Source organism: Oceanobacillus alkalisoli (genome assembly GCF_021556485.1).
GTDB classification, from domain to species: Bacteria; Bacillota; Bacilli; order Bacillales; family Amphibacillaceae; genus Oceanobacillus; species Oceanobacillus alkalisoli.
The window spans coordinates 1-21221 of record NZ_JAKGBW010000004.1 but is presented as its reverse complement, the minus strand read 5'-3'; the positions used below and the strand labels follow the sequence as shown (position 1 = coordinate 21221).

Genomic DNA, 21221 nt, shown 5'->3' with positions numbered 1-21221 from the left:
AGTTATTGCAAAAAGAATAGGCGACGATTTATGGATTCAAACAATATTAAGTTGAAATAATAAGTAGAACTTTTACCCCGGTTGTCGAATGTAGTAAATACAGGGGAGTTTTTGGATGATGGAACTTATTATAGGTCAACAGGGTACAGCTATATTAAATGGGGCAAGGTGATATCATAAGTACAGGACATTCGATAACGCTAATTTATGATAGAATTGGTTTAAGATAATATGTAGAAGTAAGGTGTTAATCATGAATGGTAATAATATTGCTTTAAATAAGCTATTCACCCGAAATTCCCTTTGGAAACTAATAAATAGTAAAGGGAGTGAACTGTATGAACTCTGTATTCAGCAATATTCACTGAAGGGCAGTAATACAACAAATAAGGAAATAATTAGTAGTATTTATAGGTATTTAATGAAGGAATATAGAAATGAATATTTTTATAAAAATACTTTATTAAACAAGTTATTGCTAGCGAGACACAGTCTTCATACGACGACTGCTTTAAATGAAGTTCCAATTTCTAAGTCAAAGGCTGATTTTGTTTTAATAAATGGTAAAGCAATCGTCTACGAAATAAAGACAGAATTAGATTCCTTTGAAAGGCTGGATAGTCAAATAAATGATTACTACAAGGCTTTTAAGCATGTTTGTGTCGTAACTTGTGAGTCAAATTACGAAAAGATAAGAGGTATGCTGAAAGATACACCTGTGGGAATATGTATATTAACAAAAAGAAATACAATTAGTATGAGAAAAGAACCGGAAGATTTTGAGCAAAAACTAAATCATACACTGATATTCAAGGTTTTAAGAAAGAAAGAGTACGAGAATATTCTAATGAAGCATTATGGTGAGTTACCAGATACAACACAAATGAATTATTATAAAGCTTGTCTGGAGTGGTTTGAAAATATAGAGATAAACATTGCACATTCCTATATGATTGGTGAATTAAGGAAGAGAAATATTAAAGAGGTTGAGGAATACAGAGGTGTGCCTTACGAGCTAAAGTTCCTCGTATACTTTTCAAGTTTTAAGAAAAAGGATTACACCAAACTTAATGATTTTTTATATGAACATTGGAGGGAATAGTTGATGTATTTTCCTTATTTGAGAGGGCGTCAATTTGAATTGATAGCGCTAAGAGAATTAGTTGAAGATGGCTTGATTGGCGAAAATATCATTCCTGACTTGATGTGAAAGGTTTAAAATCTATTATTGAATTAGCTGTTATCAATGCAAAATTTAATTAATAGTATACCTCTGCTTCCTCCAACCCTGCTCTTGTTCCTGCTCCTGCTCCTCCTTAAACTCAACGTATGAATTACCTTCTGATCCTAAGCATTTGAAATGTATTTTAATTATTCAGACAAATGTTTTAAGATTCCTTCCAGAATAAAATTTTTTATGTTTTAGATTGCCATTTAATTATATCCACCAGCAAAAAAGGGTACCCCGAGTTAAAGAGGGTACCCATATAAATATAGTTTAACTTTAGTTATATTTATTCAAATACTTTAAAGCAAAGGAGCTCATTGCGATAATTCCAGTCGGAATGGCATCTTCATCAAAAATAATTCCAGGATTGTGTAAAGATCGTTGTGAGGCTTCATTTTCGTTTCTTGTTCCTATTCTAAAGAGCATCCCATCTCTTTCTTGAAGATAGAAGGAGAAATCCTCTCCCCCTAGGGAAGGTTCCCGTAGATATACAAGATTGTTATCTCCTAAGTTTTCTTTGACTGCTTCGGACATAATATCCACTAATTTATCATTATTAATAACAGGTGGACTCCCGGGAAAAAAGGTCACGGTAATACCCGTATTAAAAGCTTTTCCTATATTTTCGCTTATATCCTTTATTTCTTTTTTTATGCTTTCCCTCAATTCATGACTCAAAGACCGTATTGTACCCGAAATTGTAACATTTTTTGCTATTGTATTGTTTGTGTTCCCGCCATGGATTTGACCGAGAGTAACTACGGCTGAATCAAGTGGTGAAGTTCTTCGGGAAATGATAGTCTGGAAAGCTCCAATAATTTGGCCAGCAACAGGAATAGGATCAATACTTAAATGAGGATGGGCTGCGTGTCCTCCAGACCCTTCTATAATAATTTCAAATGTATCAGTTGCTGCCATAATTGGTCCTTTTCTTACTCCAATTTTACCAGAATCCACTAATGGCCAAGTATGTAAGCATATGATTTCATCAACTTTAGGTTCTTTTTCCAATACACCTTCTTCAATAATTAATTTAGCTCCTTGCATGATTTCTTCTCCGGGTTGAAAGATGAATTTAATGTTACCCGACAATGTATCTTTTATTCGGTCTAGCACCAACGCAGTACCTAGCAAGACAGTGGTATGAAGATCATGACCACACGCATGCATGATTCCTTCACGCTTGGAGGTGAAGGATAGACCTGTTTGCTCGTTTATTGGTAAAGCATCAATATCAGCACGCAATCCCAATGTCCTACCATCATGACCGCCGCGTAATACCCCAATAACTCCGGTATCGCCTGGCAATTTAGTTAGAGCGATGCTTGTATTTTTTAATGTATCCATAATTAATTCGGTTGTTTGATATTCCTGCATGCTTAATTCCGGATGTTGATGAATATGTCTCCGGATTTGAATCATTTCGTCTTTTATTTCGTTAGTTAATGCTTGAATATCCATTTCATTTGGCCTCCCTATTTAAGCTATATAGAGAAGGTAATTAACCTTCTCTATATACAATCTAGTCCAATTCTGACTGTCCTATTTCTACAATTTTCCTATAATCTTCTTCTCCCCATATTTTAAATCCTAAACTATCCCTTACAGATTGGGTGGCTTCCTTAAAAGCTTCGATATCTGGATCAAGGAAAGTAACTCCGCTTTCTTCCATTATTTTTATCATTTCTTCTTCACCGAGTTCCAATTGTTCTTGTGCATATTCTCTGCCTTCATCTGCAGCTTTCTCTACTATATCTCGGTATTCTTCCGGCAGACTTTGGAAAAATTCTTCATTTATTGAAACGAAGGCTGGCTTAAACATATGGTTAGAATTAATAATATATCTTTGAACTTCATGTAATCCTGAAGAATAAATAGTTTCCAAGGGATTCTCTTGACCTTCCACTACACCAGTTTGCAGTCCGCTGTATAGTTCCCCCATATCCATTGGCGTAGGATTAGCTCCGAGAGCTTCAAAGGTTTGCACGTAATAATCAACAGCAGGAGTTCTGATTTTAAACCCATTGGTATCTTCAGGGTTAACTATTTCTATGTTTGAAGAAATAACTCGTACGCCTCGCGGTAGAATATCAAGTGTTCTCACTCCCTGTACATTAATTAGCTCATCATTCCACTCTTGAGCTACATCAGATTCTAATACGGCCGTCCAGTGATTATTGGATGCCATCAAATAGGGTAATGACAAATATTCAATTTCGTCCAAGCCTGGGTCTCCACTCGACATCATTTCAATAATCCCTAGTTTTAACTGTTCCATTTGTTCTATTGTGGAGCCAAGTTGGTTTCCGGGATATAAATCCACCGTTATATTACCATCTGTTTCCCTTTCAACTATTTCTTTGAATTTTTTCATACCATCAAAAGCTGGCTCACCTTCGTTAGCCCAAGTACTATATGATATATTGAAACTCTCAGATTCTTCACCACTGGCATCTTGGGTACATGCGGACATAAGGATACTAACCCCTAAAATTATGATTAAAATTAGTCTATTCATTCTAAACCACCTCATTTTACTAGGTCGGGTATGGTAAAAAATTGTTACTCTAGTGACATTTTTGACTTTAATACCTTTTCGACTAGCTGTACACCATAATCAGTAAGTTCATTAAATATTTTCTCTCCTCTTTCCGCTGAAGAGTTAGTAGGATTACCCAATATTCCTTCTTTTGAAATTTCGTTCATATTAAAATAAATATTTGCTGATGAATCTCCGAGCTTTACCTGTTTAAAACTATTTACTTGGAATTCTTCCCATTTCTGATTGTTCGACCAATCATCGAGTAAATCTAGCCTCATTTCTTCTGGATAAAGGTAACTCATGACAGAAGTGAGTGGTTCACCCCCATGTCCCGAAGGATCTTTTTCTTCATAATAAATTTTGGCTTTCTTTTCTTTGCTGAGTAATTGCCATAAATCAACGGAGGCGATCATTATTTTTTCTTCACGTCTTACTTTTCTAGCAACTTGATCGATTGCGGATGAATTTCCTGCATGTCCATTGAATACCACTATCTTGGTAATCCCATGTTCAATTAGACTTCTGAAAATCTCATCCAGTATTCGTAAAACTGTCTCCTGTGAAAAAGAAATTGTTCCTGGGTAACTTCTGAAATACTCTGAGTTTCCAAACGGAATGGTAGGGATGTAGTAAGCATTAGCTTTTTCCGCCACTCTTTTCGCTAATTCGGTGGCAGCTAAATAGTCTCCTGTAATAGAGTGTGGACCATGTTCCTCTGTCGATCCAAGTGGAACGATAACTACAGGATTTTCTCTAAAAGCCTCTTCGATTTCTTTCCATGTCATAAGATGCAACGCGCTCTTATTTTTACTCATAATAAGCCTCCTCAATTAAAATTAATCCATAAATAGATCAACAAAAATTAGTGATAATGATGGGAAGAATGCAGTGATGAATGCAGCGACAATTAGCGGAATATACATTGGAAGCATTTCACGAACCAAGGTTGTATACCGGAGCTTTGCTATATCTGCTACAATGTATAATAGAATTCCGACTGGAGGGGTCGCTCCTCCGATAGTTAATGTTAAAACCATTAATACACCAAAATGAATAGGATCTATTCCGATCTGCATGACAATAGGCGTCAAAATTGGTGCAAAAACGATAATACCTTCAGAAGGCAACATAAATAAACCAATAATTAATAAAAATATAACCATAATTGATAGAATGATATATGGATTAGTAGATATTCCTAATAGGAAATCTGCTAATACTTGTGAGATGCCTGAAATAGTAACAACCCATGCAAAAATTGTAGCTGCAGCTAATGTAAAAAGAACATTTACAGAGTCAAAGCTGGTCTTTTTCAAAATTACAAAAAGTGATCTGACATTTACGTTTTTATAATAAAAGAACGTGATGACTAAACCATATAGAACTGCTATGGCAGCAGCCTCTGTAGGTGTGAAGATGCCGCTTACAATACCTGCAACAATAATAATCGGGAGGAGCAACGCTAGAAAACCTGATGAGATAGCGCTTTTAGCCTGCTTAAATGTAGCCCGTTCATATTTTGGGTATTCTCTTTTACCCGCCAATATATAGGTGTAAATCATTAGTGAAACGGAAACCAATATACCTGGAATGATTCCCGCTATAAGTAAGGGGCCAATGGGCTGCTGTGTCACAATTCCGAAAATAATCAAGGTAATACTTGGAGGAATAATCGGACCAACAATAGAGGAAGCGGCTGTAATAGCAGCTGAGAACTTTTTGTCATAACCTTCCTTTTCCATTGCTGGTATTAACACAGAACCTAAGGCAACTGTATCGGCAGTAGCAGAACCAGAAAGTCCAGCGAATATGGTACTGGCGAAAATATTGATTTGAGCTAACCCGCCTTTTAAATGGCCAACAAACACTCTGGCAACATCGATGATTTTATTGGTGATCCCACCTGAATTCATTAGCTCTCCTAAGAGCAGAAAAAATGGAACTGCCAGTAATGTGAAAGAATCTACTCCTCGTACAAGACTTTGTGCTACCATAGCTAAGTCTACGCCTTCCAAAATAAAGTAAATGACAGATGTTAATCCAAGCGCAAATGCTACAGGCATCCCTAATACAATTAATACAACCATTGCAATGAGAGTAATAAAAATCATTCGGTAAATTCACCTCCAGTTGACTCATTTTTGTTAAGCTTACCGGATTTATAGTTTTTGATATCGATGATGCTTCTTATTATGGTGTAAGCAATGACTAATACAAAGCCTACCGGAACAGCGGCTCTCCAATAAGAAAATGGGATATCTAATGCACCGGAGCTATTATATTGTGCTACAATGACTAAATCGATTGCTGCGTATGCTACAACAGCTAAGTAAGCAATAATAACTACCCTCATTACTAAGTCTGTAATTAACCTTGTTCTAGGTGCCATATCTTCTTGAAAAATATTTACTGCTAAATGTTTATCATCGAAGGATACAGCTGCAGCTCCCACAAAAACCATCCATATTAAGAAGAATCTAGACAATTCATCGGTCCAAGTAAGCGGACTTCCTAGCACAAATCTAAAAATCACTTGAGCAATTGTCATTACTATGATTAAGAACAATAATACAGCGCTTACAATTCGTACCCATGAAGCAAAGTCTTTGTAATTCCTCAAAATTCTCACTCCCTTTGTATAATTTAAGAACTCATCATATGGCTTCATGATTAATCTAATTATAATTCCAGATGTTTACTGTCTTTGGAAAATAAAATTTTGTATGGCCAATTATCTGTGTTTACATAGTACTCAACGTATTCTACAGGTTCGTAATTGGAATTATAGGAGATTCTTTTAGATTTAAGAAGTGCTTTACCAACTTCAGTATTTAAATAGTGACTTAGCTGAAGATCTGCATTACAAGCCATTAATTCTTCGTCAACATATTGAAATTCAATCTCTAGAACTTGAGAAGCGAATTGTCGCATATAGAGGATATCTCCAGCTTCCTTGATTTTCTCCATATCAACATCTACGTAGTAATGTTTTAATAGGAACATAGGTATGTTATTTTCTTTCCTGACTCTAGTTACTTGTACTAATGGAGTTTCTTCAGCAACTTTCAACCTGTCCGTTATGCTTTTATCTACAATAGCTATAGATACGTCAATGGTGTTACATTCGATATGTGATGTTTTATTACGAAAATGATAACTAAATCCTCCCATTGGTGCCCAGCGAGAAAAAACTGTATTTTCGGCAACTACCGATCCTACTCCAGCTTTTCTAACAATAAAACCTTCATTTTGAAGTCTTTTCAGAGCCTCTCTAACAGGAGCTCTGCTTACTCCATAAATCTCTAGCATTTCATATTCTGTCGGAAGCAGGTCTCCAACAGAATAATAACCTGTTTTGATCTTGTTATAAATGTCTTCAAAGATTTGTTGCGTTAAAGTAAGTTTTATTATTTCCACCCCCTTAAATGGATAGTTTGTTATAACAAAGTTATTAATTAGTATAATAATTATATATGTCCAAATTGTCAACATCTTTAGTTAAATCAATTTCGTATGATTATACAGACAAATTAAAAATGTCTATATTTATTAAGAGAGGGAGCGGGATTTTGGAGTAAGGTAGTCTTTTGGCCTGCAATCAACCGTAGGAACAATAAAACGGGAAGATCCATACCCCCGGTTAGTGTGGTTGTAAAAGGATAGAAACTCGAAAGTCAAATAGTGCGGGTTTTTTATAAAGTTCATAGAAAGCCTTATTCTACCCGTAGTTTTCTCTTGAATCCTGCAGTTTATCTCAATTGTTTTAGTTTGTAGACTTCCTATCTATTACTATTTTTTCAGTGTTTCGGAAAAAACATCCTATAAATGTTTTCTCCGAAGAAATAGATGCTTTTGAATACTCATTAAAGGAGGAGATCCGCCCCAGTTGAACTTTTATATCAACATCCTCCAATATCTTAGTTTATTCAAAAATAAATATAACCAATGAAGCCGATGATAGATTTAATAAAGACGATGTCAGCAATCTTAAGGGATTACTGGTCATATTTTTTTACGTGGGGAAAAGTACCCTATGTATAGAAATCAATCCAGAATGGTATCTGCTGTTAATCGCACATGAAAAGTGAGGAATAGGGAAGTTCAATTTGAAACCTCACAGACTATTATGAAAGAAAAAAGGCGTTCTTTCTTATAGTCTGTGCCTAGTGCTTCGGCATTAAATAGCATTTAGTGATAAAGAATGCGATTCAAAAAGTTTTGGTGTTTTTCTCTGAAATATGATTATTTGAGTAATTGGGGTCAGACCCCCGCCAAGTTGGTATATTGGAGGTATTGTGGGGCTATTGGGGGTTGTTGTTGGGCTGGTTGTTTATATTGGGAGGTTGAAGAAGAGGTAGAAGTGGATGTTACTTCTAAAGCTGGGAAGTACTGCAAATCCTCTTAATTTTATTTTTCAATAAATTTCTTGGGGAATTGGGGTCAGACCGTGCACTATGTAGTTTTTTTAGTTAATTGGAAATGATATAATAAAGAAAACTTAAATTGCGAGGTGTCCATTTATGGCTGCTCTAAAAAAAGATATTCTTCATGAGTTCGATAACCTGATTAAATCTCTTTCTGAAGAAGAACAACAGATTTACGTTGACCGGGTTATGTGTATCAAAGAAAAATTTGGGCAGTTTTTAAGTCAGGAAGAAGATGACTTATATGATGGAATTGTTTACGAATCGCTTAAAGAAGCTTGGGATAACGAAAAGGATGACGCTTATAATGACCTTTAAAAGGTAAGATATAGTTATGGTTCCTTTTCCATTTAGTGATAAACCATTATTTAAAAAAACGACCAGTGAATCGGTTACACTTAGTTGCTTATAGATAAAAATTGCAAAGTTTACTAAAACAATGTTAAATTTATTATAAAATAAGGAGGAGTTTATATGGAAGAATTGAAAGTAAATAAAAACCCAGGTTTCTTTGCTCGAATAGAAGCTTCTTACCCAAAGCTAAGGGGGGCGGAGAAAAAGGTGGTGAGCTTTATAGAAGAGAATCCCGAAGAAATTATTCACCTTTCAATTACAGAAGTAGCTGAACGGAGTGATACTAGTGAATCCTCTGTTGTTCGTTTATGTAAGAGATTAGGTTATAAGGGGTTTCAAGACTTAAAAATTCATTTAGCAAGAGATGTTATTTCTCCTGAAAAACAAATTCATGAAGTGATTGAAAAAGAGGATGATGCACTTACTATCAAGAAAAAGATATTTCAATCAAATATTCAAGCATTATATGATTCATTAGAAGTTTGCAGTGATGATGAAATTCTGCGTGCGGTAGAGGCGATTGCTAAGGCAAGAATAGTTGAATTTTATGGGACAGGTGGATCTGGTGCAGTTGCAATAGATGCTCAGCATAAGTTATTAAAAATGGGAATGAAAACATATGCTTATAGTGATGCAGTCTTACAGTCGATGTCTGCCAGTGTGTTAAGTAAGGACGATGTAGTGATAGGTATATCGCATACGGGGGCAAACAGAGATGTCCTCCATGCTATGAAATTGGCTAAAAAAGCTGGCGCAACAGTAATTTGTATTACTAATTCATCTAAGTCACCGATTACCCAAGTATCGGATATATTGTTACATACCGCATCTAAGGAAACCTTGTTCCGAACTGATGCTATTTCTTCTAGAATCGCTCAATTAACCATTATTGATGTATTGGTAGCAGTTTTGGCAATGAATGACTATGAAAATTATTATGATAATTTACAAAAAACAAGAAACTCCACTATTGAAAAGAAAATCTAATATAAAAATAACTTTTATTTTTTTGAAAAAGTGTTGAAGAAAATTCCCACTAATGATACTATGTATATAATGAAAAAATATTCTCAGATAAAAACCTGTAATTTTAAACAGGGTTTTTATTTGGACTTTGAAGAAAGCGCTGTCATTCGAGTGCAATATTAAAAAATGGGGGGAAACATTATGAAGAAAGTTTTCAATGTAACATTATTCGTGATTTTGACACTAATGTTAGTCGCCTGTGGTCAAACAACAAGTGGGGAGCAAGGCAGGGATACTGTTTCTTTTAGATTAGCAACACCTGACCCAGAATCTTCACCTATAACGGAAGCGGCAAATGAATTTGCAAAAGTTGTAGAAGAAAAAAGTGAAGGATCGATTGAAATTTCTGTTCATCCAAATGGAACCTTATATGGCGGAGATGCTTCGGCAGCTGTTAAGCAACTAGGTGAAGGAAGTTTAGACATGTTAGTGCTGTCCACATCTTTATACGCAAACTTTGAACCTAAATTTAATGCGATTAGTATTCCTTATTTATTTGATGGCGCAGATCAATTTACCTCCTTCTTAAATAGTGACCTTGCCGAGGAACTGCTAAAAAATACGAAGGATGAATTAGGTATTGAAGGGTTAGGTTTATGGTCACGCGAATTTAGACAGATTACTAATTCTTTAGGTCCTATTACAGAACCTGAAGATTTAGATGGGGTTAAGTTACGAGTGCCAAATAACCCTCTATGGGTAGAGTTCTTTGGAGGTGCTGGAACAGCAACTACTCCAATGGATTTTAGCGAAGTATACAACGCACTTCAACTAGGTACCATTGATGGACAAGAAAACCCATTAGGGGTGATTTTATCTTCGAACATACATGAAGTTCAGGATTACTTAACTATCTCTAATCATATGGCTGAAGCATGGGTTGTTGGCGTTAATGAAGATAAGTTTAGTAATTTGACTGAGGAACAACAACAAATCTTAAGAGAAGCAACAGAAGAAGTCCAAGAATGGAAAGTAGATAACGATGCTTCAAATGCAGAAAGAATAATTGAAGAGCTTGTTGCACAGGGGATTGAAATAAATGAAATAACTTCTGAACAACAAGAAGAGTTTGTGAAAGTCTCCCAAGAAGCTTATCCAACTTTTAAAAAATTAGTAAAAAATGATGAGTTCTTTAATCAAATCCTTGAATTTGTCGGAAAAGACGAGTAATTAAAATACCACAGTAGTCTCCATATTCTAATATGGAATCATTATGGAGACTACTCCTTTTCTAACATACCGTAAAGAATTTAGTTTTAAATATTCTTTTATGATTGAAAAAATTTGTAGCTAAGAGACGTTGTATTAGTTAGATTCATGTAGGGGGATAAAAATATGGATGGAAATCAGAATAAACAGTATGCTACAATTTTTAGACATTTAAATAAAACAAGTGATTTTGTTGCTGGAATAATTTCCGTAATGCTTTTTGTTGTAGTCATTATTCAGGTGTTTGGAAGATTAATAGGGACTTCTGCACCTTGGACAGAAGAAATGACTCGATATATTTTTATTTGGATGATTTTTATTGGAGTAGGAATTGGTTTTCGAAAAGCGGAATCACCACGGGTAACCTTCCTGCTTAATATCATGCCGGAAACAGTGAAACGTTTAGGGAGATGGATTTATGCCGTAGCAACTATAGGATTCCTGTTGTTCATGGTTATATATGGGGTAGACCTAGTAAGGCAGCAAATTAATATGAATGAGACTAGTTCTGTGTTATTGATCCCAATGTGGATTATTGGAATCAGCATTCCAATTTCAGCAACACTTGGGATTATAAATACTATCCAATCTTTAATTTATCATCGTGATTTAATTTAAGGGGTGAATAAAGTTGTCTATTTTTCTATTGATATTATTTTTTATTCTATTGTTCATAGGAATACCGATAGCTGCCTCGCTTGGTATTTCTGTTGTTTTGACTATTTTGCTCTTTACTGATGTCCCCTTAAGTATTGTTATACAGTCCATGTATAGTTCTATGAATAGTTTTGTAATGGTCGCGGTTCCCCTGTTCATATTAGCTGGAATTATTATGGACGAGGGTGGAATCGCTACACGAATTTTTGATTTTGCAAAAAGTGCTGTCGGCTGGATGCGTGGAGGACTAGGTCATGTGAATGTATTTGCAAGTTTAATATTTGCTGGTATGGCAGGATCGTCCATAGCAGACGTAGCAAGTACAGGTCGTATGACAATTAATGCTATGACAAGAAATGGTTATTCACTAAGCTACTCTACAGGCATAACCTTAATTTCTTCCATGCTAGCATCTGTAATTCCACCAAGTATATTAATGGTGGTAGCTGCTTCAACCGCCGGGGTATCGGTAGGTACTGCTTTAATCGGTGGATTAATTCCAGGTATCATTTTAGCTATGATTTATATGATATATAATTACTTTTACTGTAAAAAACATGATATTGGAGCGCCAGTTAAGTTTGAGTTGAATGTATTGGGTAAAGAGTTTGTAAAAGCAATACCCGCTTTGCTTGCTCCGGTTATATTAATTGGTGGAATTGTCAGTGGTTTATTCACACCTACGGAAGCAGCAGCTGTTGCTGTATTTTACACATTAATTGTAACATTATTTATTTATAAAGAAATTTCCCTTAAACAGCTACCAAACATGTTTTTAAGAACTACAAATATGACAGGTACAATTTTATTTATAGCGGTAACAGCTCAACCTGCAAGTTGGATTTTTGAATATGATGGTTTACCAACTCGTATTGCTACTGGAATTACTAATTTTAGTGAAAACCCAACTATTATATTGTTGCTTATTTTTGTATTCTTAATTATTGTTGGTATGTTTATGGATGCCACTGCAGCTATTTTTCTACTTACTCCAATATTAATGCCAACAGTCACTGCCGCAGGTATCGATCCTATATTTTTTGTGATTTTTATGGTCATGCTCCTTTCATTTGGACTAATTACTCCACCAGTTGGGGTAGTTTTATATACAGCTAGTAGCGTAACAGGACTTTCGGTAGAGCAAGTTTCAGAGACTACTCTCCGTTGGATTATATTAACATTCCTTATTATGTTAGTTTTCATTTTCATCCCACAACTAATAACAGCGCCTTTGGAATGGTTCGGAATATAGTAAACAAAAGTATTTCCAACAGGAACAAAAACATATTTGTGAATTTTATTTCAAATAAATCAATAAATGCTTGAAGGAAATTACCATCAAGTGTATAATGTTTTTAATGAAGGAATTTTACTACAAAATGAAGGGGGATATGAATATGAAAGCAGCAGTATTTTATGGACCAAATGATATTAGATTAGAAGATGTAAAAACACCAGAAATTACTGAAAACGAAATATTAGTTAAAGTAGATATGGCTGCTGTCTGTGGCACTGATGTCAGAATATATCAAGGAAAAAAGACAAAAGGGGTTCGAACTCCTTCAATTATCGGACATGAGTTGGTTGGAACTGTTGCTAAAATAGGTCGGAATATCAAAGATTTTGAAATGGGTGATAGAGTAGGGGTAGCCCCTGTTATTCCGTGTGGACATTGCTATTATTGCCAAAATGATATGGAAAATGTTTGTGCAAATCGCACTGCTATTGGGTATGAGTATGATGGAGGCTTCGCTGAATATGTCCGTATACCTAAAACGGCACTTCAATCCAAAAACATTTTAAAAATACCTGATCATATTACATTTGAAGAAGCAGTTATTGCAGAGCCATTGGCTTGTTGTATAAATGGTATTAAGAAAGCAAGTGTAAAAATGGATGACGTTGTTGTTATTATTGGTGGAGGACCTATTGGTCTTTTACATGTACAGTTAGCTAAAATATCTGGGGCAAAAACAGTAATTTTAAGTGAATTGATTGAACATCGTCGTGAAAAGGCAAAGATTGCTGGTGCAGATATTGTTGTAAATCCAGAAGAAGAGTCGTTGAGTGACATTGTATTAGATTCAACTGACCAGTTAGGAGCAGATATAGTTATAATGGCAATTGGCGTTCCGCAATTAACAAATGGTTCACTCGGTTTATTAAAGAAGGGTGGAGTATTAAATCTTTTTGCGGGATTTACTAAAGGTGTACTATCTGAAATTGACCCAAATATCATTCACTATGATGAAATTACTCTTAACGGCACCTCTTCCTTAAAGCGCTCTTACTTCCGTGAGGCATTATCTTTAATTGACTCAGGAAAAATTAATACAGAAATTATTACAACAACTGGATTTACGTTAGACACAATTCAGGAAGCTATTGAATCGGTACGTAATGGAATTGGGATGAAGTCAATTATTCATATAAAACAACAATAATGGGAGTGGTAAATTATGTTATTGGGTAAACAAATTCGCTTAAATCGTCTACTAAATGAAGATGGTCGTCTTTTAGCTGTAGCAGTTGACCAAGCAACTGCTCGTGGAGTTTTTGATGAGTTAATGCCAATTGATCGGAAGATTAGTGAAATTGTTGAAGGTGGCCCTGATGCCATGACAATGCATAAAGGGATTGCAGATTCTTGCTTTCATCAACATGCAGGTAAAACCAGTTTAATTTTTAAAGCATCTACATTTTCTCCATTTCAACCTAATTCCGATGTTCAAACTGCAACGGTCGAAGAAGCAATTCGTCATGGTGCTGATGCAATTTCTATGGGGGCTATTGTTGGTGGAGAAGATCAACCAGAACAACTATTCAATTTGTCCAAACTTTCCGGAGAAGCACATGCGAAAGGTTTGCCGGTAATTGCACATATTTACCCGCGTGGAAACTTAATTCCTGAAGAAGAGAGAGACAACTGGAGAAATACCGCTTATGCAGTACGTACCGGAGCTGAACTAGGTGTAGATATCGTTAAAACAAAATATACTGGAGATCCTGAAACATTCCATAAAGTAGTTTCATCTACTCCTGCCAGAGTTGTTTGTGCAGGGGGAGATATTGGAAATAATGTAGAGGATTATTTTAAGATGGTTTACGATGTAATTGATGCTGGCGGCACTGGTATTACTTTTGGACGAATTGTATGGAATCGTCCGAATCCTACAGCTATAGTAAAGGCCTTCAAGCATATTATTCATAATCATGGTACGGTGAAGGAAGCGGTAGAGCTCCATGAACATTTATTAAATGAAGCTTAAAGATATTTCACAAAACTTAAGGGAACAAGAGTTTATATAATAAGTAAGAAGGTGACAAAGTATGTCTCATATCATCGGTATTGACATTGGAACGAGTGGAATTAAAGTAGGGGCGGTTGATAAAGAGGCAAACCTTACTTTCTTTATTAAACAATCATATTCTCTTTTATATCCCGAGAGTGGTTGGGTAGAACTTAACTTTCCGGTTATCTGGAAAAAAGTGAAAACAATTATTGAAGAAATGATAAAAAAGGTGAGTGAAATTAGTGGAGTAGTGGACGCTATTTCACTCTCCACCTTCTGTAATTCTTCGGTTCACCTGGATGCTCGAGGAAAAACATTAAGTAATGGGATTATCTACTTAGATCGAAGGAGTATAACACAGGCTAAACATGTACGAGAAACGCTTAGTGACGAATATATATTTGATATAACCCGTAATCGTTTAGAACCGGGAATGTACACGGTTACTTCTCTTTTATGGATGAAAGCAAATCAGCCTGAGATATACAATAACACTGATAAATGGGGCAACTTATCTACATATATTCTTTATAAGCTTACTGGTGAATTTGTAATGGACTGGACCCAGGCTTCGTATACAGGACTTTACAATGTGATTGAATATAAATGGTCGGATGAAATTTGTGAACTATTAGGTGTAAGTAAAAGTATTTTACCTGAAGTAGTCTCGCCGTTTGAAATTATTGGTAACTTCAAAGGGATTCCAGTTGTTGCTGGAGCAGCGGATACGGCATGCTCAAGCTTTTCATTGGGATTAAAGCCGAGCCAAATGTTTGAATCGGTGGGAACCTCTAACGTGTTAACAGTTTGCACTGACGACCCAGGACAAATGGACAGACGATTTTTAAATAGGTGCTATATATGGAAAGGGCAATGGTTATCCCATGGGGCGATGTCTACGCCAGGTGCATCAGTTGATTGGTTCTATAGAAACTTTTTAGAAAATGAAAAATCCATCTCTATACTAGAAAAATTACCAAATGAGTCAGAAATAGGATCTAATGGTGTTTTCTTTTTGCCCTATATGTTAGGGGAAAGAAGTCCAATTTGGGATCCAAACGCACGTGGGGTTTTTGCAGGATTACAATTGACTTCATCAAAAGCTGATATGTTACGCGCTATATATGAAGGTGCTGCTTTTGGTTTAAGACAATTATACGAGATTATCGAAAAAAAATATGATTTACAGTTAGAAACGTTTCCATCTATAGGTGGTGGTTCAAAAAATAAAATATGGGCACAAATTAAAGCGAATGTGTTAAAGAAGGAAATTGAAATTAAGGAAGTATCCGAAACTGGGGTTTACGGATCATGTTTAATTGCTGGAAAATCAATAGGTTTTTTTGATAACTTGGATATTGTTAAAAATAAAACAGTCTCCCACGTAATTCCAGAGGAATCAACGTTTGTAAAATATGATGATTTATATTACAAATTTAATTTATTATACCCAGCAATGAAGGATTTTTTTCAAATTATAGCAAAATAATTAAATATATATAAAAGAGGTGTTTAGCCTTGAAGCCCAAAATATATGTTACTCGAAAATTACCGGAATCTGTAATTACTAAGTTGAAAACTTTTAGCGAGGTTTCTATATGGAATGAAGACACTCCTGTTCCTCGTGAAGTGCTACTAAGGGAAGTAAAAGAAGTGGACGGTTTATTTTGCTTGTTAACAGAAGATATTGATAAAGAGTTATTTATGCATGCTAATAAATTAAAAGTTGTTGCAAGTATGGCGGTAGGTTTTAATAATATTGATGTAAATGAGGCGACCAAAAGAGGTATTCGAGTCACAAATACCCCTGGTGTACTAACAGAAACAACTGCTGATTTAACATTTGCTTTAATTATGGCAACCGCTAGACGACTTGTCGAAGCTTCTGATTATTTACGAGAAGGAAAATGGAAAACTTGGTCACCGATGCAATTAACTGGACAAGATATTTATGGTGCAACTCTTGGAATGATTGGAATGGGTAGAATTGCACAAGCTGTGGTAAAACGTGCAAGGGGTTTTAATATGAATATTATCTATCATAATCGCTCTAGAAAACCCGAACTTGAAAGTAAATATGAAATGGAATTTACTGATTTAAGCACATTACTAAAGGAATCAGATTTCGTTTGCGTATTAATACCATATAGTTTAGAAGTACACCACTTAATTGGAGAAAAGGAAATAGAAATGATGAAAAACTCTTCTATTCTCATCAATACTGCTAGGGGTGGAATTGTGGACGAAGTTGCTCTATACCATGCTCTTAAAAATAAGCAAATTTGGGCTGCTGGATTAGATGTGTTTGAAAAAGAGCCAGTAAGTGTAGATTATCCTTTACTAAATTTACCAAATGTGATCACATTGCCACATATTGGTAGCGCTAGTAAAGGGACAAGATTAAAAATGGCAAACTTAGTAGTGGAAAATCTTCAGAGAGTTTTAACTGGAGAAAGTCCGCTAACAGCAGTGAATTAGTCTTACAATTGGAGGATTTAGAGAATGAGTTATGATTCCGAACTTAGAATATTTGCATTAAATTCAAATAAACCACTTGCACAGGAGATTGCTGAAATTTTGGGAGTGCAATTAGGAAAATGTTCCGTAGGTCGCTTTAGTGACGGCGAAATTCAGATTAATATTGAGGAAAGTGTTCGCGGTAGGGATGTTTACGTCGTTCAGTCTACTTCAGACCCTACTAATGAACATTTAATGGAATTAATAATTATGGTTGATGCATTAAAAAGAGCATCAGCAAAAACTATTAATGTTTTAATACCATATTATGGTTATGCACGTCAGGATCGTAAGGCACGTTCACGTGAACCAATTACCGCAAAGCTGGTTGCAGATTTATTAGAAACATCTGGAGCACATCGTGTAATTGCAATGGATTTACATGCGCCACAAATACAAGGATTTTTTGATATACCAGTAGACCAGCTTCTAAGTACTAATATATTATCCGAATATTTTATAGAAAAAGAACTGGAGAATGTTGTAATAGTTGCTCCCGATAATGGAGGGATTAGTCGCGCAAGAAGAATAGCAAACCTCATGGATGTGCCGATAGCATTTATTGACAAACGTCGTCCAGAACCCAATGTTGCGGATGTAATGAACATTGTAGGTGATATTGAAGGAAAGCGGGCGATTATAATTGATGATATAATCGATACTGCTGGAACCTTGACAGCAGCGGCAAAAGCAGTAGCTGAAAACGGTTGTTTAGAGGTATATGCATGTTGTACACATCCGGTATTATCGGGGCCGGCCATTGATAGAATAAAAAATTCCAAGATTAAAGAGCTAGTAGTTACAAACTCTATATATCTCACTGAAGATAAAAGAATTGATAAAATTAAAGTTTTATCGATAGCCCCTTTACTTGCGGAGGCTCTGCTTCGAATTCATAATAAAGTATCTGTAAGTGAATTGTTTGATTAATTGATGTTAGACTAAAAATTGGACACACCGAATTGAGTTTGCATAATAGAATCCTAGCGACTAGATCGGAGTGTTTTAAATGGAAAAACAAAAAAGTTATGACAAAGAATTTAAAATATATGCAGTAAAACTGATAGAAGAAAAAGGCCGAAAAGTCTCTGAAACAGCTAGGGGCTGTGGAGTCAGATCCAATGTCATTAAAGCTATGGGGTCAGCCTCACGCCCCGTTACAGTTTAATGCTAATTGTCATTGTTATGGGCGGTATTCAGCTTGGAATATTCATGGAAGCGGTGGTGTTAACATGTATGATAGTGCTTTTAGTAGCCGCTTCTGGTGTTATGTCATGGATAATGTCATTTACGGGTATTCCACAGATGATTAGTGAAGCACTATTAGGAATAACTTCGAATCCAATACTTATTCTATTATTGATAAATATATTTTTACTGTTTATTGGAACATTTATGGATATAACTCCAGCTCTATTGAGATTTACACCTATTTTTCTTCCGATTGTATCCAATCTTGGAATGGATACAATACATTTTGGAATTATGTTAGTTATGAACTTATGTGTTGGTAATATTACCCCGCCTGTAGGAAGTGCATTATTTGCTGGGGTAAGCGTAGCAAAAATTGAGATTGAAGATGTTATAAAACCACTATTGCCGTTTTACGGAGCTATTATTGTTGCGCTTTTATTAGTTACGTTTATTCCCCAACTCTCTCTATGGCTACCTAACTTATTTGGTTTGCTATCAAATTAATATGCCTTGCCTATCTAAATCGTTCTTAACGATAGGCAGGTATCATGGTTATTTTCAAGGTAATCCGGCTTAGGGCTATCAAATCTATCATTGTATACGGTGTTATATGAAGACTATTATGTCAGGGGGGATGTGTACAAATGAAAATTGTAATGGCACCAGACTCATTTAAAGAGAGTATGACAGCAAAACAAGCTGCGGAAGCAATTAAACTAGGTTTCCGGTCTGTTTTTGGTGAGTCATTAGACATAGATATCATTCCGATGGCGGATGGCGGAGAAGGGACAATCGAGTCTTTAATGGATGCCTTACACGGAAGTCTGTATGAAAAGGTTGTTACCGGCCCACTCGGTGAAAAAGTAAGGGCGACATACGCCTTATCTGGAGATCAATCACTAGCGGTTATAGAAATGGCTGAAGCGTCCGGACTCGCACTTGTTCCAGCGGAAAAGAGAAATCCGTTGATTACAACAACATATGGGACTGGTGAATTAATAAAAGACGCACTTGACCATGGAGTAAAAAAAATCATTCTTGGCATCGGCGGCAGTGCGACCAATGATGGAGGTGCTGGAATGATTGAGGCACTTGGTGGGGAGTTTATTTATCGTGATTCCCAATCATCAAATCGTGGCGGTGGAACTTTAGTAGATTTGATAGACATCAACTTAGCAAATTTTGATTCACGAATAGAACAGACTGAAATTATAGTTGCCTGTGACGTCGATAATCCACTTTTAGGCAAACATGGTGCAAGTGCGGTTTATGGACCTCAAAAAGGGGCAACTGAGGAAATGGTTGAGCAATTGGACAAAGGATTGGCCAATTATCATAACGTGCTTGCTAGAGTAACAGGTAGAGACGTGAAAGACATTCCAGGTGCAGGCGCAGCTGGAGGACTTGGCGCAGGCTTGCTTCACTGTTTCGATGCCCTTCTTGAGAAAGGTGTGGAGATTGTCTTGAAAGAGACAGACTTTTATAAACGAGTAACTGGAGCAGATCTAGTAATCACAGGAGAGGGAAAAATAGATGCACAATCGATTTATGGGAAAACCCCAGTTGGTGTAGCACAAGCCGCGAAAAGTCAAGGTGTGAAAAAAGTAATTGCCTTTTGTGGCACCCTGGGTAAAGACTATGAATTGATTTATGAAGCCGGTATTGATGCAGTTTTCAGTATTACTGAGGGTTCCTGTGCGTTGGACGAAGCATTGGCAAAAGGTCCTGAAAATCTAGAGTCCACGGCGAGAAATGTTGCTAGGTTGTTGGCATGGACATAGGCTGATTGTCTACAAGTTCTATAATACTACGGGTGCTGTGTCAACTCGAAATATGTCGATATTATCAGATGAAAATATATTAAAAGCTAGGCGTAATGAAAAATGTCCTAGTTTTTAGGATATTGGGGTCAACGTATAATGGAGAATTAGTCAAGTGTTCATTTCAAGCAAAAAAGACCGACCTTAAGTAAAACTATCAAAAATTAGCTCTGGACCTATTTACCATTTTCCGAGTGCCTGTCACCACCCGAAATTACGATTGGGTGAATTGAAGCTGGGTTAACTAGTCCTAAAGTTGACACCTTATTAAAGATATGTAAAGCATTGGAAACACTCTTTATCATTGATGGGACAACAATAAATAAAGGGGTTAAGCAAGGTTTATTCGTAAAGTTGCAGGGGGCGTTCACTGTCACTTCTTGAATTTATGGATTTGGCGTCAGATTCTGGGCACTAACTATCGCGGAATTAGGGGCTAACCGCAATATTCTATTACTCGCCAAACGTGACGCTTTCATTCGGTTGAATAGAGTGGTTCTAATCGATCGAATGGACTCTGGGGTCAGAGCCCAAAGCCCAAAGCCCAGAGCCAAAGTAGTGAAGTTTCACTTTATTATGGGTCCCTACCTTTCACCATTTCTAATAACTTGCTCATATCCTGCTTATTCCCCACCTCAAAATATCTCTCAAAAGGACATTCGAATGATTGCACGCGTTCTACCATGTTTCCGATCGTAAAGGAAGCGGGTGTCAAGTCTTCGTTCACTTCATGCCAAAATAATGGTGCTGAAACCGTTCCTTCTTTTGTCTGCCGCGGCGAGTAGAGAGCTATCAATGTTTTGTCTTTACGATGCGGAACGTAATCAATATGAACTGCGCCCTGTCAAGTGGACAGTAAAAAAATAAAAATCTATGCCGCAGCCTGGTACCGATATTCTAACGGTGTTAGGCTGTTTAATTTCGTTTGGTATCGTTCTTCATTATAAAATTCCATAT

Annotated in this window: 20 protein-coding genes and 1 pseudogene; 14 read left to right on the top strand and 7 right to left on the bottom strand. The window is 36.1% G+C overall.

Annotation, left to right across the window (positions count from 1 at the left end; all coding sequences use genetic code 11):
- Positions 1–253 precede the first annotated feature (253 nt).
- On the top strand, positions 254–1102 hold the full coding sequence (locus LZD48_RS05405; RefSeq protein WP_235761726.1) for a sce7726 family protein: 849 nt from the start codon (positions 254–256) through the stop codon (positions 1100–1102).
- Positions 1103–1504: 402 nt separating this feature from the next.
- On the opposite strand, the gene LZD48_RS05400 is transcribed toward LZD48_RS05405, so the two are convergent.
- The 6 genes from LZD48_RS05400 to LZD48_RS05375 form a co-directional block, all read right to left on the bottom strand.
- Positions 1505–2689: a M20 metallopeptidase family protein gene (locus LZD48_RS05400; RefSeq protein WP_235761725.1), complete on the bottom strand. Its 1185-nt coding sequence runs from the start codon at positions 2687–2689 to the stop codon at positions 1505–1507.
- A 61-nt stretch (positions 2690–2750) separates the two neighbouring features.
- On the bottom strand, positions 2751–3746 hold the full coding sequence (locus LZD48_RS05395) for a TRAP transporter substrate-binding protein (protein WP_235761724.1): 996 nt from the start codon (positions 3744–3746) through the stop codon (positions 2751–2753).
- Between the two features lie 44 nt (positions 3747–3790).
- On the bottom strand, positions 3791–4585 hold the full coding sequence (locus LZD48_RS05390; RefSeq protein ID WP_235761723.1) for a creatininase family protein: 795 nt from the start codon (positions 4583–4585) through the stop codon (positions 3791–3793).
- Positions 4586–4606: 21 nt separating this feature from the next.
- Positions 4607–5881 (bottom strand): TRAP transporter large permease, encoded by a 1275-nt coding sequence (locus tag LZD48_RS05385; protein ID WP_235761722.1) that lies wholly within the window; start codon positions 5879–5881, stop codon positions 4607–4609.
- Positions 5878–6390, bottom strand: a complete 513-nt coding sequence (locus LZD48_RS05380) for a TRAP transporter small permease (RefSeq protein WP_235761721.1) — start codon at positions 6388–6390, stop codon at positions 5878–5880. Before LZD48_RS05380 ends, LZD48_RS05385 begins: the two co-directional genes overlap by 4 nt.
- A gap of 59 nt (positions 6391–6449) precedes the next feature.
- A complete protein-coding gene (locus tag LZD48_RS05375) occupies positions 6450–7187 on the bottom strand; it encodes a GntR family transcriptional regulator (protein ID WP_235761720.1) in 738 nt (245 codons plus the stop codon).
- A 1103-nt stretch (positions 7188–8290) separates the two neighbouring features.
- Between LZD48_RS05375 and LZD48_RS05370 the strand changes: the two genes are divergently transcribed.
- From LZD48_RS05370 to LZD48_RS05310, 13 genes and pseudogenes are all read left to right on the top strand, one after another.
- Positions 8291–8512 carry a hypothetical protein gene (locus LZD48_RS05370; RefSeq protein WP_235761719.1) on the top strand — a complete coding sequence of 74 codons (222 nt, stop codon included), beginning with the start codon at positions 8291–8293 and terminating at the stop codon, positions 8510–8512.
- Between the two features lie 156 nt (positions 8513–8668).
- Positions 8669–9535 (top strand): MurR/RpiR family transcriptional regulator, encoded by an 867-nt coding sequence (locus LZD48_RS05365; RefSeq protein WP_235761718.1) that lies wholly within the window; start codon positions 8669–8671, stop codon positions 9533–9535.
- A 180-nt stretch (positions 9536–9715) separates the two neighbouring features.
- Positions 9716–10744 (top strand): DctP family TRAP transporter solute-binding subunit, encoded by a 1029-nt coding sequence (locus LZD48_RS05360; RefSeq protein WP_235761717.1) that lies wholly within the window; start codon positions 9716–9718, stop codon positions 10742–10744.
- A 165-nt stretch (positions 10745–10909) separates the two neighbouring features.
- Entirely contained in the window at positions 10910–11401 is a 492-nt protein-coding gene (locus tag LZD48_RS05355) for a TRAP transporter small permease (RefSeq protein WP_235761716.1), read from the top strand.
- Between the two features lie 13 nt (positions 11402–11414).
- Positions 11415–12692 (top strand): TRAP transporter large permease, encoded by a 1278-nt coding sequence (locus LZD48_RS05350; protein WP_235761715.1) that lies wholly within the window; start codon positions 11415–11417, stop codon positions 12690–12692.
- A 145-nt stretch (positions 12693–12837) separates the two neighbouring features.
- A complete protein-coding gene (locus tag LZD48_RS05345) occupies positions 12838–13884 on the top strand; it encodes a zinc-dependent dehydrogenase (protein ID WP_235761714.1) in 1047 nt (348 codons plus the stop codon).
- A 15-nt stretch (positions 13885–13899) separates the two neighbouring features.
- Positions 13900–14709: a class I fructose-bisphosphate aldolase gene (locus LZD48_RS05340; protein WP_235761713.1), complete on the top strand. Its 810-nt coding sequence runs from the start codon at positions 13900–13902 to the stop codon at positions 14707–14709.
- Positions 14710–14770: 61 nt separating this feature from the next.
- Complete coding sequence (locus LZD48_RS05335) at positions 14771–16222, top strand: xylulokinase (protein WP_235761712.1); 1452 nt, start codon at positions 14771–14773, stop codon at positions 16220–16222.
- A gap of 29 nt (positions 16223–16251) precedes the next feature.
- Positions 16252–17211, top strand: coding sequence for a 2-hydroxyacid dehydrogenase (locus LZD48_RS05330; protein WP_235761711.1), 960 nt, complete (start codon positions 16252–16254; stop codon positions 17209–17211).
- Between the two features lie 24 nt (positions 17212–17235).
- Positions 17236–18180 (top strand): ribose-phosphate diphosphokinase, encoded by a 945-nt coding sequence (locus LZD48_RS05325; protein WP_235761710.1) that lies wholly within the window; start codon positions 17236–17238, stop codon positions 18178–18180.
- A 79-nt stretch (positions 18181–18259) separates the two neighbouring features.
- Positions 18260–18418 (top strand): transposase, encoded by a 159-nt coding sequence (locus tag LZD48_RS05320; RefSeq protein WP_235761709.1) that lies wholly within the window; start codon positions 18260–18262, stop codon positions 18416–18418.
- Positions 18412–18948: pseudogene (locus LZD48_RS05315) on the top strand (TRAP transporter large permease subunit); the annotation flags it as partial. The gene LZD48_RS05320 and the pseudogene LZD48_RS05315, both read left to right, overlap by 7 nt.
- A gap of 140 nt (positions 18949–19088) precedes the next feature.
- Complete coding sequence (locus LZD48_RS05310; protein ID WP_235761708.1) at positions 19089–20225, top strand: glycerate kinase; 1137 nt, start codon at positions 19089–19091, stop codon at positions 20223–20225.
- 613 nt (positions 20226–20838) lie between these two features.
- Here LZD48_RS05310 and ligD read toward each other — a convergent pair.
- Complete coding sequence (gene ligD / locus LZD48_RS19015; RefSeq protein ID WP_369010251.1) at positions 20839–21093, bottom strand: non-homologous end-joining DNA ligase LigD; 255 nt, start codon at positions 21091–21093, stop codon at positions 20839–20841.
- Positions 21094–21221 lie beyond the last annotated feature (128 nt).

What these genes read in the sequence shown, in the direction of transcription:
- LZD48_RS05335 (WP_235761712.1), top strand. Translation starts at nt 14,771, where the DNA reads ATGTCTCATATCATCGGTATTGACATTGGAACGAGTGGAATTAAAGTA.
- LZD48_RS05365 (WP_235761718.1), top strand. Translation starts at nt 8,669, where the DNA reads ATGGAAGAATTGAAAGTAAATAAAAACCCAGGTTTCTTTGCTCGAATA.
- LZD48_RS05405 (WP_235761726.1), top strand. Translation starts at nt 254, where the DNA reads ATGAATGGTAATAATATTGCTTTAAATAAGCTATTCACCCGAAATTCC.
- LZD48_RS05340 (WP_235761713.1), top strand. Translation starts at nt 13,900, where the DNA reads ATGTTATTGGGTAAACAAATTCGCTTAAATCGTCTACTAAATGAAGAT.
- LZD48_RS05325 (WP_235761710.1), top strand. Translation starts at nt 17,236, where the DNA reads ATGAGTTATGATTCCGAACTTAGAATATTTGCATTAAATTCAAATAAA.
- LZD48_RS05320 (WP_235761709.1), top strand. Translation starts at nt 18,260, where the DNA reads ATGGAAAAACAAAAAAGTTATGACAAAGAATTTAAAATATATGCAGTA.
- LZD48_RS05385 (WP_235761722.1), bottom strand. Translation starts at nt 5,881, where the DNA reads ATGATTTTTATTACTCTCATTGCAATGGTTGTATTAATTGTATTAGGG.
- LZD48_RS05310 (WP_235761708.1), top strand. Translation starts at nt 19,089, where the DNA reads ATGAAAATTGTAATGGCACCAGACTCATTTAAAGAGAGTATGACAGCA.
- LZD48_RS05355 (WP_235761716.1), top strand. Translation starts at nt 10,910, where the DNA reads ATGGATGGAAATCAGAATAAACAGTATGCTACAATTTTTAGACATTTA.
- LZD48_RS05360 (WP_235761717.1), top strand. Translation starts at nt 9,716, where the DNA reads ATGAAGAAAGTTTTCAATGTAACATTATTCGTGATTTTGACACTAATG.
- LZD48_RS05390 (WP_235761723.1), bottom strand. Translation starts at nt 4,585, where the DNA reads ATGAGTAAAAATAAGAGCGCGTTGCATCTTATGACATGGAAAGAAATC.
- LZD48_RS05370 (WP_235761719.1), top strand. Translation starts at nt 8,291, where the DNA reads ATGGCTGCTCTAAAAAAAGATATTCTTCATGAGTTCGATAACCTGATT.
- LZD48_RS05345 (WP_235761714.1), top strand. Translation starts at nt 12,838, where the DNA reads ATGAAAGCAGCAGTATTTTATGGACCAAATGATATTAGATTAGAAGAT.
- LZD48_RS05400 (WP_235761725.1), bottom strand. Translation starts at nt 2,689, where the DNA reads ATGGATATTCAAGCATTAACTAACGAAATAAAAGACGAAATGATTCAA.
- LZD48_RS05395 (WP_235761724.1), bottom strand. Translation starts at nt 3,746, where the DNA reads ATGAATAGACTAATTTTAATCATAATTTTAGGGGTTAGTATCCTTATG.